Genomic DNA, 17,796 nt, shown 5'->3' with positions numbered 1-17,796 from the left:
CCATGCCAGTCATCGGCGAAAGTTGATGAAAAACCGCAGTTTGCCATAAGCCTAAACGGCTGGGGAACAGAAAGCGAAGGTTATTCTCTGAATTTTCGAAACATTCGTACTCCCAATAAATCCTCAAAGCGCTATTCTTAGGGACGACAAATTAGTCTCACCACAAGGAGTGGAATGATGTCTTCACAAGCCACCACTGATAATAAAGCGCTAATTAACGAACTTACCCGCCTTGTCGGTCACGCTCACCTGTTGACCGATCCGGCAAAAACCGCCCGCTATCGCAAGGGCTTCCGCTCCGGCCACGGCGACGCGCTGGCCGTTGTCTTCCCGGGCTCGCTGCTCGAGCTGTGGCGCGTTCTCAACGTCTGCGTTAACGCAGATAAAATCATTCTGATGCAGGCGGCGAACACCGGTCTGACCGAAGGTTCCACACCGAGCGGCAATGATTACGATCGCGATATTGTCATCATCAGTACCCTGCGCCTCGATAAGCTGCATCTGCTGGATAAAGGCGAACAGGTGCTGGCCTGGCCGGGTACCACCCTCTATTCGCTGGAAAAAGCGCTTAAACCGCTGGGGCGCGAACCGCATTCGGTTATTGGTTCATCCTGCATTGGCGCATCGGTCATCGGCGGGATCTGCAACAACTCCGGCGGCTCGCTGGTACAGCGCGGCCCGGCGTATACCGAAATGTCACTGTTTGCGCGTATTGACGAGAACGGCAAGCTGACGCTGGTTAACCACCTGGGCATTGATCTGGGTGAAACACCGGAACAGATCCTCAGCAAACTCGATGATGAACGCGTGAAAGAGAGCGACGTTCGCCACGATGGCCGCCACGCGCACGATCATGACTACATCACACGCGTGCGCGATGTTGAAGCGGATACACCGGCACGTTACAACGCTGACCCGGCGCGTCTGTTCGAATCTTCCGGTTGTGCGGGTAAACTGGCCGTTTTCGCGGTACGTCTCGACACCTTCCCGGCCGAGAAACGCCAGCAGGTATTTTACATCGGTACCAATCAGCCGGATGTGCTGACAGAAATTCGTCGTCACATTCTGGCTGAGTTCAAAAATCTGCCGGTGGCGGGTGAGTATATGCACCGCGATATTTACGATATCGCCGAGCAGTACGGCAAAGACACTTTCCTGATGATCGATAAGCTCGGCACCGACAAAATGCCGTTCTTCTTTACGCTGAAAGGACGCACCGACGCGATGCTGGAAAAAGTGTCGCTGTTTAAACCGCACTTTACCGATCGCTTTATGCAGAAAGTTGGCCACGTTTTCCCGGCCCATCTCCCGGCGCGCATGAAACAGTGGCGCGATAAATATGAGCATCACCTGCTGCTGAAAATGTCCGGCGAGGGTATTGAAGAGGCGCAGGCCTGGCTGGCGGATTACTTCAAAAAAGCGGAAGGCGGTTACTTCGTCTGTACCGCTGAAGAGGGCAGCAAAGCCTTCCTGCACCGCTTTGCGGCGGCGGGCGCGGCCATTCGCTATCAGGCGGTTCATGCCGACGAAGTGGAGGATATTTTAGCGCTGGATATCGCCCTGCGCCGTAACGACACCGAATGGTTTGAACATCTACCGCCGGAAATCGACAGCCAACTGGTGCATAAACTCTATTACGGCCACTTTATGTGCCACGTATTCCACCAGGATTACATCGTCAAAAAAGGGGTGGATGCGCATGCGCTGAAAGAGCAAATGCTGGCGCTGCTGCGCGAGCGTGGCGCACAGTATCCGGCCGAGCATAACGTCGGGCATCTGTACGAAGCCGCCGATAGCTTAAAACGTTTTTATCGTGAAAACGATCCGACTAACAGCATGAACCCAGGGATCGGTAAAACCAGTAAGCAAAAATACTGGGGCGAGGAGAAGCCGCACAATAATAACGTTTCTGCCGCAACCGAAGAGCCCTCCCTGAAATAGGGATAGAATGCGCTTACCGGGTCTGGCAATTCATTGATGTTGATGCATATTGTCGGGCGGGTTGACGTAGCGCGACCCACAAAATGTAAACGCTATCCGTCAAGCGGGTGTGTCAGTCATCTGACCGACACACCTCGTTTTTAATCTTCCTGCGTGGTCGCCTGACCGTGGGCAATGTTTCCTGCAATCTGCGACTCTTTCTGCTTTTTATAGCTCAGCGCAGCCGCAGGCACCGGCATCACCTTACCGGTTTCAACCCAGGTGCGCAGACGGCTGGCGTCAGCAAAGTGGGTATATTTGCCGAACGCATCCATCACCACCATCGCCACCGGCCGTTTATTCATTACGGTACGCATCACCAGGCAGTGACCCGCCGCATTGGTAAAACCGGTTTTGGTTAACTGAATATTCCAGTTATCGCGATACACCAGGTGGTTGGTATTACGGAATGGCAAGGTGTAGGCCGGGTTGGCAAAGGTCGCCATATCTTCACGCGTGGTGCTTAACTGGCCAATCAGCGGATACTGTTTGGTGGCAATCAGCATTTTGGTCAGATCGCGCGCCGTTGACACGTTGTGAATCGACAGTCCGGTCGGTTCCACATAGCGGGTATGCGTCATGCCCAGTGATTTAGCTTTAGCATTCATCGCACGAATAAACGCATCGTAGCCGCCCGGATAATGGTGCGCCAGGCTTGCCGCGGCGCGGTTTTCCGACGACATCAGCGCCAGCAGCAGCATATTTTTACGGCTGATTTTACTGTTCAGACGCACGCGGGAGTAAACCCCTTTCATCTCCGGCGTATGGCTGATATCTACACTTAGCATCTCATCAAGTGGCAGATGCGCATCCAGCACAACCATCGCCGTCATCACCTTAGTGATGGACGCAATCGGGCGCACCAGATCCGGCTCGCTGGCATAGATAATTTTATTGGTTTCAAGATCGACAATCATCGCACTGCCGGAAGCGATCTCCGGGTGTGCGGCTGCGGTAGCAGCAGCCGTTTTAGCACTCGCCTGTGGCGCAAAAGGCACAGCCAGCATTAACGCCAGGCTGAGCAGGGAAACGCGAAATTTCTGCATGATGAGTTTTCTGGTGGTTATTTACGCACTGTATGAAATCGAGTCGCGGCGATACACGGGGCAGCGCAGCGAGTCAGCCATCATAGCGCGGAGCATAAGGCGGCGACCAGAAAAGAATAGTGAATAAATGCTGCATTGCTGACGCTCAACAATTCACGCCAGCAATGCAAGAAGGTAGATCAGAACAATCGATAACCATAGCCCCACAGAATGACTGTGATCGCCAGCAGAACCTCCAGCACCAGCACGCCAATGGCCAGGGTTGAACTGGCGAAGCTAAGACCCTCCTCCCGGTCGATGTTGAGGAATGTTGGGATCCCCACATAGAGCAGATAACCGGTGTAAAAGAGCGCAATTGTCCCTACCAGCGCGCAGAGCCAGACCAGCGGATAAAGCGCCACAATTCCGCTCAGGAAAATCGGTGTAGCCACATAACCGGCAAACACCATACAGCGCTTGAGCGACGGACGCTCCGGATAGTTACGCGCCATCCACCAGATGACGCGCCCCATCACCGCAACGCCCCCCAGCATGACCCCATAAAAAAGCACCGCCAGAATTAAGCCCGTCACAGGCGACAGTTTAACGACATTGCCATCACCGAAATTCCAGCCCAGTTGCGTTGTACCTATGAATGCGCAGATAACAGGAATCGCGGCCATCAACAGAACATGGTGCGTGTAGTGGTGTGAAACGGTTTCGTTTTCACTCCGAATAACATGCATTTCTCGATCGGGATGGGATAACAGACCCCAGACATGGTTCATAACGCCTCCTCGACACGGCTTCGTACCACGTAGAGTAAGTATAATTCACACTTATAGATTATTTATTGAGCAGGTGAAAAATAACCCGTTCACCCGGCTTACGTTCAGGGGTGTATGCTTAAAGGAGGCGTTTGAAGGAAACCAATAAAACGATGGATATATCGGCTCTGATTTCACAATATGGTTATGCGGTTCTGGTACTGGGCAGTATGGCGGAAGGCGAAACGGTGACGCTACTTGGAGGCGTTGCCGCCCATCAGGGGTTACTCTCTTTCCCACTGGTGGTGCTGTCCGTCGCGCTCGGCGGGATGATCGGCGACCAGGTGCTTTATTTGCTGGGACGTCATTTTGGCGGGCGTATGCTGCGACGCTATTCACGACAGCATAAGAAAATACGCACAGCGCAAAACCTGATCCAGCGCCACCCCTATCTTTTTGTCATCGGCAGCCGTTTTATGTACGGTTTTCGCATAATCGGCCCGCTGCTGATAGGCGCCAGCCGGGTGCCACCGAAACTTTTTATTCCACTAAATATTCTGGGTGCTATGGTGTGGGCGTTGCTCTTCACCACCCTGGGCTATCTGGGCGGCGAAGTGGTGGCCCCGTGGCTGCATGACCTGGATAGCCACCTCAAACACGGGATCTGGTTGATTCTGGCGGTGGCTATCGCATTGGCGCTACGCTGGTGGTTTAAGCGACGCTCAGACAAATCATGACGCGGGCGCCTGATATCCGCCGCCAAGAGCGGACGTCAACTGGATGGAAGCATCGAGCCACTGCCCCTGCAGCATCAGGCTGTTTATCTGCTCGCGCAACGCCGGAAGCTTCGCATGACTGTACTGCGCATCAGAAATAATCCCCACCTTCAGGCGCGCCTGTGCCAGCGAGGCCACGCGCCCGGCGTCGTGCTGTACTTTCACCTGCTGCTGATTTTTCGCCATCAGCGTTTCCACCTGGCTTGCGCACTTCGCCACCTGATTCACCGCGTCAACCACCGCTTTGTTGTAACGCGCGATGGAGTAGTTATTCTCTGCGCTGGCGATATCCAGATTGGCATTCAGCCTACCGCTGTCGAAAATCGGTAGCGTCAGACCCGCCGTTACGCCCATCTGCTGAGCCGAATGGCGGAACAGGTCGCTGAGGTGCAGTGCATCCTGTTGCAGGAAAGCCATGATATTAATGTCCGGGTAAAACGCGGCTTTTGCGGCATCGACGTCGCTCATTGTGGATCTCACCAGCCATTGCACCTCCTGCAGATCCGGACGACGTGCAAGCAGTTCATACCCCAGTTGAGCCGGAAGCTGCGCCGTGGCGATGGGTAATGTCACCGGATGCAGGTGCAATGGCGTCGATTGCGTATTCGTTAACGCCATCAACCGCGCTTCAATTTCTTTCAGATGACCATCAATATCCGTTATCTGCTGTTGCGTTTTACCCACATTAATATCGTTTTCGACGCCCTCTACCGAGTCAGTGATCCCCGCCTGATAGAGCTTTTTATCCACGGCGACAATTTTTTCCTGTTCGGTCTGGATAGCCACCAGTTGCTGGCGGATCGCGGCTTCCGTTTGCCACTGCCAGTAAAGACGCGCCACGCTGCTTGCCAGCAACTGACGCGTTTGCGCCAGCTCAGCGATATCGGCTTTAACTTTGCCGATGCGCGCCCGTACCTGGGCCTCATCTTTACCCCATAGATCAACATTCCATCCGGCGGTCAGGCCGAATGTGCCGTTGGTGTACCACGGCCCGGTCGTGCCCGCAGCCGGATCGTCAAGGGCAAAAGGCCCCATCACCCCTTCCGCTGACATCTTCTGTCGCTCCAGATCGGCGGAAAAATCGACCTGCGGCCCGGCATTCGCTTCGGCCATTTTAGCCTGCGCTTCAGCAAGCTTAATGCGCTGCTGCGCGACGGTCATATCAGGCGCATCACGCAGTGCGCGCTCAATCAACCCGGTAAGCTGTGGGTCGTGGTAGTCATTCCACCACGCCGACTGGGGCCAGCCATTTTTCAGCGCGACAGGAAGCGACGTATTGATATGCGATGCGGGCAACGTCTGCGCCAGACGCGCATCCGTATCATGGGATGGCGCACAGGCACAAAGTGTAAAAATTAGCGGTAAGCTTAATACCGTGCAGGTTTTAACAGATGATTTCATGGAATAAGTATGCGTCTGAATAGAGGCGAAGATAATAGAGAAAAACGGCGGACTTGCTTTAGTAACGCGTGTGAAAAAATAAAGACGCAGAAATGATTCCTTAGCGAAAATTATTCTTATCGTGAATGAGTTTTCGCTATTATTTAAAAATAACGAGATTATTTTTTGACGCAGATCGCCTTAATTAGTACGGCATAATATTATTCAGCCAATAATTCTGGCGGAATTATTTATGGCATGAATAAATTAGAGGTTGATGATGACGCAAAATATTTATGGCGATCCGCACTTTTTTGCTGGCTATGCAACACTGGATCGCACCGTAAAAGGTTTAGATGGCACGCCGGAGTCGCCGCGTATTGCGCAGAGCAAATCGCCGCCAGCCCGGCGCTGGAAGAAGAGAAAGAGCGCCCAATGATATTCATTCAGAGCGCCCGCAAGGCTTATCGCCAGCGCAGGATTTCGCGCGCCACCGACGCCGAATCCTGCAATGCCCGCACCGCCATAAACAGATCCGTCGCTTCGTCGTACTCTTTACGCAGATAGCCCAGCCACTGCTTAATACGCGCCAGATGATAGAGCCCGGTATCATCCTGTTTCTCCAGCAGGCAATATTTTTGCAGCAGACGCACCACATCCGGCCACGGCATGCGCGGTTCGTTGTACTTCACCACCCGGCTCAGGTTTGGCACGTTCAGCGCCCCGCGGCCTATCATCACGGCGTCACAGCCAGTGGTGGCCATGCACTGCTGTGCGCTTTGCCAGTCCCAAATCTCACCGTTGGCGATCACCGGAATAGTCAGACGCTGACGTATTTCAGCAATGGCCTGCCAGTTGATACGATCGGCTTTGTAGCCATCTTCCTTAGTGCGCCCGTGCACCACCAGTTCGGTTGCGCCCGCCTGTTGTACGGCATCGGCAATTTCAAACTGACGCGCACCGCTGTCCCAGCCCAGACGTACTTTCACCGTGACAGGAAGGCTGGCAGGTACGGCTTCGCGCATCGCTTTCGCGCCACGATAGATAAGTTCGGGATCTTTCAGCAGCGTCGCCCCGCCGCCGCTGCCGTTGACCATTTTCGACGGGCAGCCGCAGTTGAGATCAACCCCCCACGAGCCAAGTTCGACCGCGCGAGCCGCATTTTCGGCGAGCCATTCGGGATACTGACCCAAAAGCTGGATGCGCACCAGCGTGCCACTCGGCGTGCGGCTGTGGTTGTTCAGCTCCGGACAGAGTTTGTGGAACGATTTTACCGGCAGCAGTTTATCCACCACGCGCAGAAATTCGGTGACGCAGAGATCGTAATCATTCACTTCGGTCAGCAGCTCACGCACCAGCGAATCGAGCACGCCTTCCATCGGCGCCAGTAAAACACGCATATTGATACCCGGTAAAAAAAGAGACGCTATGTTAGCGCCTCTTTTCATCGGTTAAAAGCCTGTTAGCGGGGTTGCAGGCAGTTATCTTCCTTCCAGCCGTAGAGCCACTCCATTGCGCGATAAAACTCATCCTGAGTTTTCCCTTTCCACAGCAGGTTACGCACATGGCGCTCAACGCCTGCCGCATGGTAAATCCGCCCCATTTCACGCGTAGACCAGACAATACGCGCAGTACGCGGAATGCGCACCGACTCATACAACGCGAAGGCTTCTGCCGCATCGCCATCACACTGGGCCAGCGCTTTACCGATAGTGACCGCATCCTCCAGCGCCATACAGGCACCCTGTGCCATATACTGCGCCACCGGATGCGCAGCATCGCCCACTAAGGTGATGCGGTCATTGCCCCATTTTTCTACCGGCTCGCGGTCGGCGGTAGACCAGCGACGCCAGGAGGTCGGCTTATCGAGCATCTGGCGCGGGCGTGGGTGAATCCCTTTGAAGTAAGAGAGCACCTCTTCTTTGCTACCGTCTTTCACGCCCCACTCTTCCGTCTCGCGGCTGTGGAACGTCACCACCAGGTTGTACTGCTTACCGCCGCGCAGCGGGTAGTGCACCAGGTGGCAGTGCGGCCCGGCCCACAGCACCGGCGCGTTAATGCGCAGATCGTCAGGCATATCGTCGCAATCGATGACCGCACGATAAACAACATGCCCGGTCACGCGCGGTGTGTCGGCCAGCAGGCTTTGACGCACCACCGATTTCACGCCATCGCAGCCGATGAGAACATCCGCCGTCCAGCTATTACCTTTGTCATCAAACACGGTGACATCATGATCGGTCTGGCGAATATCCACCACATGCGTGGAGGTACGGTACTCGACGCACGGATGCACCATCGCCGCTTCCCAGACCGTCGCATGAATATCGACACGGTGAATCACCGCATAGGGGCCGCCAAAGTGATCGCGGAACGCCTGCCCGGTTTCGATATGCACCACTTCTTCACCGTTCACCGCATCCATCATAGTGATGTGGTCGGTAAACACCGCGCGCTGGCGAGCGACATCGCCCACCCCAAGGCTATCGAGAGCCGAAAACGCGTTCGGCCCAAGCTGAATACCGGCGCCAATTTCACCAATCTCATGCGCCCTCTCCAGCAGCATCACTTTGATGCCCTGACGCGCCAGCGATAATGCGGTTGCAGCACCGCCAATCCCGCCACCGACAATAATTGCACTTGTCACTTTTGCCATGATAACTCTCCTTATTATGCCGGGATTTTGTCCTGTTGGTTCTCAGGTGCGGCAGCGACAAACGCTGGCAGCGCAGAACAGGCCTCATACACGGCTTTACAGCGGGGATACCCGCTAAGACTGCAACCCATACGTAATGCATTCGCCCACTGCGGCACTAAGCAGCAATCGGCAAGCGTGGGGGTATCTCCAACACAGAATTGCCCCGACTGGCTATGACGCAGCAGTTGCTCCACCGCGCCGAGCCCCTGTTGAACCCAGTGCGCGTACCAGCGCTGTTTGTCCTCGTCGCTGACGTTCAGTTCGTCGGTCAGATAGCGCAGGACACGCATATTGTTGATGGGATGAATATCGCAACTGATAGCGTAAACAATCTCCAGAATCCGCATGCGATCGGGATCGTTTTGCGGCAGCAACGGCGTTTGCGGGAAATGCCTGTCCAGCCAGTCAATAATGGCCAGCGACTGTCCCAGCGATTCGCCGTCGTCCGTCACCAGCGCGGGCACCAGCCCAACCGGATTGAGGCGGCGATACTCCAGCGCGTTCTGCTGGCCGATACGAATATTGACGCCGACGGTGTCATAATCGATTCCCTTGAGCGCCATCGCGATGCGCACCCGATAGGAGGCCGAGCTATTGAAAAAACTGTACAGCTTCATCCGTCACCTCAAACAATCTTCACGGCGATAGGCGTTAAGCCGTCTACATTGCCGGTAATGGTGTCGCCCTTCACCACCGCCCCGACGCCTTCCGGCGTGCCGGTGAAAATCAGATCGCCCGGCTGCAGTTCGAAGAAACCAGACAGATAGCTGATGGTTTCATTCACTGACCAGATCAGGTGCTTAATGTCGCTGCGCTGGTGATCTTCACCGTTTACCTTCAGCCAGATAGGCGCATTATCCACACCGCTGACCTCCGCCGCTTTATGCAGTGGCGAAATGGGCGCGGAGTGGTCAAATGCTTTGCCGATTTCCCACGGACGCCCCATCTGACGCATCTCCATCTGGCGGTCGCGACGCGTCATATCCAGCCCGGTGGCATAGCCCCAGACATATTCGTGTGCGTTTTCCAGCGGGATATCGCTGCCTTTTTTACCAATCGCCACCACCAGCTCAATTTCATAGTGATAGTTATCTGTTTGCGCCGGGTAAGCCAGATCCAGGGTTTCACCTGCCGCTACCGGAACAACGGCATCAGCCGGTTTACAGAAGAAGAATGGCGGTTCGCGATCCGGATCAAAGCCCATCTCACGTGCGTGGGCAGCATAGTTGCGGCCTACGCAATAAACGCGGCGCACCGGGAACTGCTCATCGCTGCCGACAACCGGAATGGCAACGGGGGCCTGGGGTTCAAAAACGTATTTGCTCATTGTTCTTCTCCTGATTAATAACGTGCTTCACGGAACAGGCCCAGCGCTTCCTGAACGGGGCGGTCAGAGAAGCTGAATAGTACGGTCTCTTCCTGCGCATCGAACGACACGCTGTGCCAGGTCGGCACGACAAAAATATCTTTCTCTTTAAAGCTAAAGACCTGATCGCCCACCGTGACCTGACCGCTGCCTTCCACCACATGGTAGATAGTGCTGTCAGTGGTTCGCGCCTGACGGGAGCGGAAGCCCTTCGGCAACAGTTGCAGGAAAGCGCCCATGGATGGCATGGGGTAGCCGCCCGTTACCGGGTTGACGTAGCGCATTTTGTAACCATCCCACTCATCGGCATCACCCAGACGAGTCAGGTCGTGCAGCGCTTCGCGACTACGGTCATAGCGATAGTTGAAAATCGGCGATGAGTTACCGGTTTGATGACGCAGCGGCAGCATATTGGCGGCGTAACGCGGCAGATAGTCGCCCTCTTTGCGGGTAACGGGTTGCTGATCTTCCGGGTAATCTTCGGCAAAACCGCAGCCAAGGTAGTTCACCAGCGGTAAGTCCAGGCCATCCAGCCAGATAACTGGCTCGTCACCGGGGTTGCCGTGGTCATGCCAGCGCCACTGCGGGGTAAGGATAAAGTCGCCCGGATGCATTTGGGTACGTTCGCCATCAACCGCCGTAAAGGCACCTTTGCCTTCAACAATAAAGCGCAGCGCCGATTGATTGTGGCGGTGGCTCGGCGCCACTTCGCCTGGCATGATCAACTGCAAACCGGCATACAGAGACGAGGTAATTGAGGACTGCCCGCGCAGCGCCGGGTTTTCCAGTACCAGCACGCGGCGAATCGCCTCTTTTGCCCCAATCAACGAACCACTTTCCAGCAGCAGCGGGCGAATTTCCTGATAGTTCCAGTGCGCAGGCGCGCAGTTCGGATTCGGCGTTTGCGGAACCAGGTGATGCAGGGATTCCCAAAGCGGCGTCAGGTTCTGCCCGGAAATGTGCTGATAATAGTGTTGGCGTTCATTTTTTACGTCCGGATTTAACTGGCTCATTGTTATTCTCCTTATTTATTCGCCACGCCCGCGGCAGGCAGCGTGTTGGGTACAGGTGCCGTCCGACGAACAGCCAGCGTCAGCAACGTCAACATAATGGCGCTGATGGCAGCCGGGACGGCAATCACGTAAAACAGTGTGTCAAATGAGAAGTTCATCGCCATCATCACCCCGCCTGACAGCGAGCCGACAATCGCGCCGCAGCGCCCCACCGCGTTAGACCAGCTCACGCCGGTGGCGCGACTTTGCGTCGGGTAAAGCATGGCGGTTAAGGCATTCAGCCCAACCTGCGAGCCGCTGATGCCGATGCCGGTGCCGAAAATCGCCAGCGCCATCAGCCAGAGGCCGTCTTCGCTCAGGCCTATCATTACGATGCATACCGCCCCCAGCGCATAGCTCACCGCCAGCACCCGGAAGGGGTTGAATTTGTCCATGAGTACGCCGAGCAGAATGGCGCCCATCGTGCCGCCAATCTGGAAGGCAGCCGTGACCCATGACGCATGTTGCAGGTCGATTCCGCGATGGTTAAGCAGTGTCGGCATCCAGCTCGACAGCAGATAGATAATGAGCAGGCTCATAAAGAAGACGACCCAGAGCATCAGCGTGATGGCCAACTGGCGGCCGGCGAAAAGCTGGCTAATGCTGCCTTTGTGCACGGAGGTTGGCTCATCAAGCCAGAAAGTGGTGTCGTCAAAGCGCTCTTTCGTCATCTCACCGACCAGCCGTGCGATGTGCGCCTGAGGACGCTGGCGGCGCACCATCCAGCGTGGAGATTCCGGCAACGCCACCAGCAGATAGAAGAACAGGATCATCGGCAGCACGCCGCCCAGCACCAGAATGCCCGCCCAGCCAATCATGCCCACCAGTTGTGCGCTGACGATCCCGCCTAAAGCAGAGCCCAGCGTGAAGCCGCAGAACATTAATGTCACCAGCGCGCCGCGACGTCGGGACGGCAGGTATTCAGAGGTCATGGTGATGGTATTCGGCATAGCCCCACCGAGCCCCAGCCCGGTTAAGAAGCGCAGAATGACCAGTGTTTCCAGGTTGGGGGAGAAGGCAGAAAGCAGCGTAAAAATACCGAACAGCACGACACACCACTCAATCACCCGCTTGCGGCCAAAGCGATCCGACAGCGGCCCGCACAGCAGCGCCCCGGCGGTAAGACCCAGCAGGCCAGCGCCAAACAGCGGCGCAAGCTCGCCTGCCGTCAGCTGCCAGTGAGTGCGGATATCAGGTGCAATAAACCCAATCGCCGCCGTATCGAACCCATCCATCATTACCACCAGAAAGCAGCAGATAATGACCCGCCACTGGAGTGCGCCGATGGGGGCTGCATCAATTAAAGCCTGTAGTTCACGTCGTTGAGTCATGGTAAATGCCTCAGGTGTGTAGGGTAGATGTTGTATTTGTTGTTTGTATGTAGCAATTTTGTGGTAATTGAAATGAGTTGTACAATGGCTTTCCGTGCAGAGTCATAACCTGGAGGTTATCGCTGATGGCAAACTGGACGCAGAAACTGAAGCTTCACCACCTGCAAATGCTGGTCGCACTAGGCGAACAGTGCAATTTGACGCAAGTAGCGAAGCAGATGCATATCACTCAGCCAGCCCTCTCGAAATGGCTGACACAGTTCGAAGAAGAGGTCGGGATCACACTTTTCGAACGTCACAGCAAGGGATTACGTCCATCGGAAGGAGGAAAATTACTGCTGGCGCATGCTCAACGTTTAATTAATGACCTGGAGCGTTCACAGTTTGAGATGGAGCGTTTTAAACAGGGCGGCCTGGTCGGGAGCCTGAAAATTGGCTGCTCACCGGTGGCGACCGATTGCGTTTCGCAGGCCATCTTTCCCCTGCTGGCAGAGATGCCTTCGCTACACCTGAACATTGAAGAAAAAGTGATGACGCCGCTGCTGCACGATTTACAATCGGGCGTGGTGGATGTGGTAGTCGGGCGTATCGGCGGCCGGGCACTGGAATTGCCGCTCAATTATCAGGTGCTCTACACTGAGCCCGTTTGCTTCGTGGCACGTACCGACCATCCCCTCGCCTGCCACGCGCGTTTAAGCTGGAAAGATCTGGAGCCCTGGCGCTGGATAGTCTGGCCAACCGGTACCCCCATCCGCCAGAGTATTGATAACGCCCTTGTCGATAACGGGGTGATGCTACCGGAAAACACCATTGAATCGGCATCAATGAACGTCAGCGTTAACCTGCTGCAAAGTAGCGATATGATTTCGATTCTTTCTTTACGTCTGGCAGAACGCTACGCCCAACAGGGACAGCTCACCATTCTGGCGCTACCGAAGATCGAGCAAAAGGGCAGCGTCGGTGTATTCTGGCGAAAGAACGATCAGCCCTCGCTGGCGCTGAGCCGTTTCCTTTATTATTTATCGCATCCGCTTCAGTCAGATGCCTGATGTTCCCGTTATCTATGTCAGGTATGCTCACAATTCATGATGTGATCAGTAGCACATTTTTAGCTTTAATTGTATGATGAATGCATTCCATCAAAGGTAACCAAAAATGAGCAAGTCGCTGAATTTAATCTGGCAATACCTGCGAGCTTTCGTTCTGATATATGCCTGTTTATACGCGGGAATTTTTATCGCCTCGCTGCTACCGATCACCATTCCCGGAAGCATTATCGGGATGCTAATCATGTTTGTTTTACTGGCGCTGCAAATCCTGCCATCCAAATGGGTTGTCCCCGGTTGTTACATTCTCATCCGCTATATGGCATTGCTGTTTGTGCCTATCGGCGTTGGCGTGATGCAGTATTACGACCTGTTAAGCGCACAGTTTGGCCCCATCGTCGTCTCCTGTGCTGTCAGTACACTCGTGGTTTTCCTGGTTGTAAGCTGGAGTTCGCACATTATTCATGGCGAACGTAAAGTGGTTGGTCAAAAAGGAACGGACAAATGATGCATTACATCTGGTGGTCGTTGCCGCTGACGCTGGTGGTCTTTTTCGCCGCCCGCCGTCTGGCCGCGCGTTTCAAAATGCCGCTACTGAATCCATTACTGGTGGCGATGGTGGTGATCATTCCGTTCCTGCTGCTGACCGGCATTCCATACGACCACTACTTCCAGGGCAGTAAAGTGCTGAACGACCTGCTGCAACCGGCCGTTGTCGCCCTCGCCTTTCCGCTGTATGAACAGTTACACCAGATCCGCGCGCGCTGGAAATCGATTATTACCATCTGCTTTATCGGCAGCATCGTGGCGATGATCACCGGCACCTCGGTGGCACTGCTAATGGGCGCATCGCCGGAAATCGCCGCCTCTATTTTACCGAAGTCAGTCACCACGCCGATTGCGATGGCGGTTGGCGGCAGCATTGGCGGTATTCCTGCGATCAGCGCCGTGTGCGTGATTTTTGTCGGTATTTTGGGGGCCGTATTTGGTCACACCTTGCTGAACCTGATGCGTATTAATACTAAAGCCGCGCGTGGCCTGGCGATGGGGACGGCTTCACACGCCCTCGGCACCGCTCGCTGCGCCGAAGTGGATTATCAGGAGGGGGCATTCAGTTCGCTGGCGCTGGTGCTTTGCGGGATTATTACGTCACTGGTGGCACCGTTTCTGTTTCCGATTATCTTATCCGTCGTCGGATAAAATGCGATAAGTCACACATTTCTCATGTCACTTGCAATCGTTACATTAACAATGAGATTTAGATCACTCATTTAAGCGCAATCGGCACGTACACTGTTTACCCTTACACTGTTACGAGGCAACGCCATGCACCCACGTTTTCAATCTGCTTTTTCGCAACTGCCCGCGGATCTGCAAACAGCTATCGCCCCCGTGCTGGCTGACGCGCACTTCTCCGCGATGCTGAGCGCCGGGCAGGTCTCATCGCTGCGTAGCGCGACTGGACTGGACGAAGACGCACTGGCCTTCGCGCTTCTGCCGCTGGCAGCCGCCTGCGCGCGCGCCGACCTCTCCCACTTCAACGTTGGCGCGATTGCGCGCGGCGTCAGCGGGAACTGGTATTTCGGCGGCAATATGGAGTTTTTGGGCGCGACCATGCAGCAAACCGTTCACGCCGAACAGAGCGCCATCAGCCATGCCTGGCTGCGCGGCGAAAAAGCGCTTGCAGCGATCACCGTCAACTACACGCCTTGCGGCCACTGCCGTCAGTTTATGAATGAACTGAACAGCGGGCTGGAATTACGCATCAACCTGCCAGGCCGTCATCCCCACACGCTGAAAGATTATCTGCCGGACGCGTTTGGCCCGAAAGATCTGGAAATTAAAACCCTGTTGATGGATGCGCAGGATCACGGCTATCCGCTCGAAGGCGATGCATTAACTCAGGCAGCCATCGAAGCGGCAAATAAGAGTCATACGCCGTACAGTAAATCGCCTTCCGGCGTGGCGCTGGAACTGGCTGACGGCACAATTTTCAGCGGCAGTTACGCAGAAAACGCGGCCTTCAACCCGACATTACCGCCGTTGCAGGGCGCGCTTAATCTGTTGAGCCTGCATGGTTATGATTATCCCGCGATCACGCGCGCGATGCTCGCCGAACGCGCCGATGCGCCGCTCATCCAGTGGGATGCCACCGTCGCGACGCTGAAAGCCTTAGGCTGCCAGAACATCGACCGCGTCCTTCTTGGTTGAACATTCAGTGCGGGCGAAAGCCCGCAACTGGTGAATTTCCCTGCAATTAAATCGCTGTTTCTTGCTCTTCATCGGCGGGTACAGTAGCCTGATGACTCCTTCCACCACCATCGAGCCAGCTTTATGTTTAAGCGCGTGTTTTACAGCCTGTTAGTCCTGCTCGGCCTGCTGCTGTTGACCGTGTTGGGTCTCGATCGTTGGATGAGCTGGAAAACAGCGCCTTATATCTACGACGATTTGCAGGATCTCCCGTATCGCCAGGTCGGGGTGGTGCTTGGTACCGCTAAATATTACCGTAAAGGTGTCATCAATCAGTATTACCGCTACCGCATTCAGGGCGCGCTTAATGCCTATAACAGCGGCAAAATTAACTATCTGCTGCTAAGCGGCGATAATGCGCTGCATAGTTATAATGAGCCGATGACCATGCGCAAAGACTTCATTGCCGCAGGCGTCGACCCCTCCGACATTGTGCTCGACTACGCCGGTTTCCGAACGCTTGATTCAATCGTCCGCACACGCAAGGTCTTCGATACCAACGACTTTATTATTATTACCCAACGTTTCCACTGTGAACGGGCGCTGTTTATTGCCCTGCATATGGGGATTCAGGCTCAGTGTTATGCCGTTCCCTCACCGAAAGATATGTGGAACGTGCGCCTGCGTGAATTTGGCGCGCGGTTTGGCGCGCTGGCTGACCTGTACATATTCAAACGCGAGCCGCGCTTTTTAGGCCCGCTCATTCCGATTCCGGCGCAGCATGAAGTGCCGGAGGATGCGCAAGGGTATCCGGCAGTTACGCCTGAGCAATTGCTGAAATTGCAGAAGCCGTAATGTGTAGAATATTACGCATTACCTACCGTACCGCCCGTTAAAGAGTAAATATTTACTCATTATTTGCGAAACATGGCATTAATGCGTAAAATATCACTCATTATGTCACTCGGGAGGCATCATGGAGAATTTAACGATACAGGCGTTTTTGCAACGCGAGTGGGTCGATATAGCACAGATTGCCCTTCCCCGCAGTGATGAAAACAACTGGCGAATTACCGAGGTAGAAATTACCCCTCATTATGGCTACCAAGATTTGACACGTTCTACACCGAAGAAGGTAATATAGGGCGCTTTGCTATGGAATCAGTCTATTCCATGTTACAAAAAGGCCCTGGCGCTGAGCTGGATCACGAAGAAACGCTGCGCGCGATTATTCAAAAAATTAATCATAGCCATATGGTCAGCGAAGGACATTTTCACTTCAGCGTTTCAGACTTTGTCATTGAATGGGTTCGACGCGATTTATTAAATATCATCTTTGGCAATAGCGATAATCATGGCCGCAACACGGCATTTATGCGCTATCAAGGCGAAATAAAACTCGCCCCGATTTATGATTTTGCCCCAATGAAAGCTGACCCGGAAGGCATTCCACGCAGTACAAAATGGGCTTCCGCGCTGGAAACCGGCGGTGAATACCATTTTCCCGCCATTGCACAAGCGTTGGCCGATCTTGTTGAACCGGACACTTTACTGGCTGCGCTACAACAAACCGCAAGACAACTTTATGGGCTTGAAAATCGACTCAGACAGCGCGGTGTGCCGGAACAAATCATGTCCATGCCATCCATTGGATTCAAATTTATTGCTGATAAATTACATCGCTGGGGGTTGCTATGACGGATAATGACAGAGACGACGATATCAAAAAAACCATTGCCCGATTACGTGAGCAAAACCGACAACCCTATTCAACATCAGGTGTAGCTGCGCCGAACCTACAGGCCCAGGAGGAAAAATTGCTGCGCACTCGCGTAACGGAGAATATTGAAAGAATAGATACCGCAGAGAGAAACGCGCTGATGAATGCAATCAGTTTGCAACTTCTCATGGGGAATATCACTCAGGGAGAAGCCCTGAAGCGCATGCGTATCAACCTGGTGGGGATGAAACAGGATGCTTATGCCCAGCTTGTTGGCGTATCACGTAAAACCATTTCTGATATTGAAAATAATAAAATAAATAATTCGATTGAAACACTCAATAAAGTATTCAAGCCCTTCGGCCTGCAATTAGGATTAATCCCCTCCTCGCCACAACGACTAATAAACTTGTTAAATTCCGCAGAAAAATAAAAGCAAATATATTATTGCAAATAATAATCAGT

At 54.2% G+C, this 17,796-nt stretch carries 19 protein-coding genes and 1 pseudogene; 11 read left to right on the top strand and 9 right to left on the bottom strand.

All coding sequences use genetic code 11. The annotated features are described in order from the left end of the window. Window positions 1-177 precede the first annotated feature (177 nt). A complete protein-coding gene (gene dld / locus VSR74_RS14925; RefSeq protein WP_347795615.1) occupies window positions 178-1,941 on the top strand; it encodes a D-lactate dehydrogenase in 1,764 nt (587 codons plus the stop codon). Window positions 1,942-2,081: 140 nt separating this feature from the next. Here the strand turns inward: dld and pbpG are convergent, their stop codons facing one another. Beyond that, window positions 2,082-3,026, bottom strand: a complete 945-nt coding sequence (gene pbpG, locus VSR74_RS14920) for a D-alanyl-D-alanine endopeptidase (RefSeq protein WP_347795439.1) — start codon at window positions 3,024-3,026, stop codon at window positions 2,082-2,084. Window positions 3,027-3,205: 179 nt separating this feature from the next. Next, on the bottom strand, window positions 3,206-3,793 hold the full coding sequence (locus VSR74_RS14915) for a Yip1 family protein (RefSeq protein WP_347795438.1): 588 nt from the start codon (window positions 3,791-3,793) through the stop codon (window positions 3,206-3,208). 152 nt (window positions 3,794-3,945) lie between these two features. Here VSR74_RS14915 and VSR74_RS14910 point away from each other — a divergent pair, with 152 nt between their 5' ends. Then, a complete protein-coding gene (locus VSR74_RS14910) occupies window positions 3,946-4,509 on the top strand; it encodes a DedA family protein (RefSeq protein ID WP_347795437.1) in 564 nt (187 codons plus the stop codon). Here VSR74_RS14910 and mdtQ read toward each other — a convergent pair. Continuing rightward, on the bottom strand, window positions 4,504-5,949 hold the full coding sequence (gene mdtQ / locus VSR74_RS14905) for a multidrug resistance outer membrane protein MdtQ (RefSeq protein ID WP_347795436.1): 1,446 nt from the start codon (window positions 5,947-5,949) through the stop codon (window positions 4,504-4,506). The genes VSR74_RS14910 and mdtQ overlap by 6 nt on opposite strands. A 259-nt stretch (window positions 5,950-6,208) precedes the next feature. On the opposite strand from mdtQ, the pseudogene VSR74_RS14900 reads away from it, so the two are divergent. Beyond that, window positions 6,209-6,310: pseudogene (locus VSR74_RS14900) on the top strand (SAM-dependent methyltransferase); the annotation flags it as partial. Window positions 6,311-6,392: 82 nt separating this feature from the next. Here VSR74_RS14900 and dusC read toward each other — a convergent pair. The 6 genes from dusC to mhbT form a co-directional block, all read right to left on the bottom strand. Next, on the bottom strand, window positions 6,393-7,328 hold the full coding sequence (gene dusC, locus VSR74_RS14895) for a tRNA dihydrouridine(16) synthase DusC (protein WP_347795435.1): 936 nt from the start codon (window positions 7,326-7,328) through the stop codon (window positions 6,393-6,395). Between the two features lie 62 nt (window positions 7,329-7,390). Beyond that, a complete protein-coding gene (locus tag VSR74_RS14890; RefSeq protein WP_347795434.1) occupies window positions 7,391-8,584 on the bottom strand; it encodes a 3-hydroxybenzoate 6-monooxygenase in 1,194 nt (397 codons plus the stop codon). Between the two features lie 14 nt (window positions 8,585-8,598). Then, entirely contained in the window at window positions 8,599-9,243 is a 645-nt protein-coding gene (maiA, locus tag VSR74_RS14885; protein ID WP_347795433.1) for a maleylacetoacetate isomerase, read from the bottom strand. An 8-nt stretch (window positions 9,244-9,251) separates the two neighbouring features. Next, complete coding sequence (locus VSR74_RS14880; RefSeq protein WP_347795432.1) at window positions 9,252-9,953, bottom strand: fumarylacetoacetate hydrolase family protein; 702 nt, start codon at window positions 9,951-9,953, stop codon at window positions 9,252-9,254. Window positions 9,954-9,967: 14 nt separating this feature from the next. Continuing rightward, a complete protein-coding gene (gtdA, locus tag VSR74_RS14875; protein ID WP_347795431.1) occupies window positions 9,968-11,005 on the bottom strand; it encodes a gentisate 1,2-dioxygenase in 1,038 nt (345 codons plus the stop codon). A gap of 11 nt (window positions 11,006-11,016) precedes the next feature. Then, a complete protein-coding gene (gene mhbT / locus VSR74_RS14870; RefSeq protein ID WP_347795430.1) occupies window positions 11,017-12,375 on the bottom strand; it encodes a 3-hydroxybenzoate transporter MhbT in 1,359 nt (452 codons plus the stop codon). A gap of 125 nt (window positions 12,376-12,500) precedes the next feature. On the opposite strand from mhbT, the gene VSR74_RS14865 reads away from it, so the two are divergent. From VSR74_RS14865 to VSR74_RS14830, 8 genes are all read left to right on the top strand, one after another. Further along, entirely contained in the window at window positions 12,501-13,424 is a 924-nt protein-coding gene (locus tag VSR74_RS14865; protein WP_347795429.1) for a LysR substrate-binding domain-containing protein, read from the top strand. A 106-nt stretch (window positions 13,425-13,530) separates the two neighbouring features. After that, window positions 13,531-13,929, top strand: a complete 399-nt coding sequence (locus tag VSR74_RS14860; protein ID WP_347795428.1) for a CidA/LrgA family protein — start codon at window positions 13,531-13,533, stop codon at window positions 13,927-13,929. Beyond that, window positions 13,926-14,621, top strand: a complete 696-nt coding sequence (locus VSR74_RS14855; protein WP_347795427.1) for a CidB/LrgB family autolysis modulator — start codon at window positions 13,926-13,928, stop codon at window positions 14,619-14,621. The genes VSR74_RS14860 and VSR74_RS14855 overlap by 4 nt, the downstream gene beginning before the upstream one ends. Window positions 14,622-14,747: 126 nt before the next feature. Further along, entirely contained in the window at window positions 14,748-15,632 is an 885-nt protein-coding gene (gene cdd, locus VSR74_RS14850) for a cytidine deaminase (RefSeq protein WP_347795426.1), read from the top strand. Between the two features lie 123 nt (window positions 15,633-15,755). Beyond that, window positions 15,756-16,466 carry an outer membrane permeability protein SanA gene (gene sanA / locus VSR74_RS14845; protein WP_347795425.1) on the top strand — a complete coding sequence of 237 codons (711 nt, stop codon included), beginning with the start codon at window positions 15,756-15,758 and terminating at the stop codon, window positions 16,464-16,466. Between the two features lie 121 nt (window positions 16,467-16,587). After that, window positions 16,588-16,755, top strand: coding sequence for a hypothetical protein (locus VSR74_RS14840; protein ID WP_347795424.1), 168 nt, complete (start codon window positions 16,588-16,590; stop codon window positions 16,753-16,755). Further along, window positions 16,752-17,309, top strand: a complete 558-nt coding sequence (locus VSR74_RS14835; RefSeq protein WP_347795614.1) for a HipA domain-containing protein — start codon at window positions 16,752-16,754, stop codon at window positions 17,307-17,309. The genes VSR74_RS14840 and VSR74_RS14835 overlap by 4 nt, the downstream gene beginning before the upstream one ends. Further along, complete coding sequence (locus tag VSR74_RS14830) at window positions 17,306-17,764, top strand: helix-turn-helix transcriptional regulator (RefSeq protein WP_347795423.1); 459 nt, start codon at window positions 17,306-17,308, stop codon at window positions 17,762-17,764. The genes VSR74_RS14835 and VSR74_RS14830 overlap by 4 nt, the downstream gene beginning before the upstream one ends. Window positions 17,765-17,796: the final 32 nt, after the last annotated feature.

This window comes from Pseudocitrobacter cyperus (assembly GCF_039889165.1).
In the GTDB taxonomy this organism is placed as follows: Bacteria; Pseudomonadota; Gammaproteobacteria; order Enterobacterales; family Enterobacteriaceae; genus Pseudocitrobacter; species Pseudocitrobacter cyperus.
This window is presented reverse-complemented; position numbering and strand designations above follow the sequence as displayed.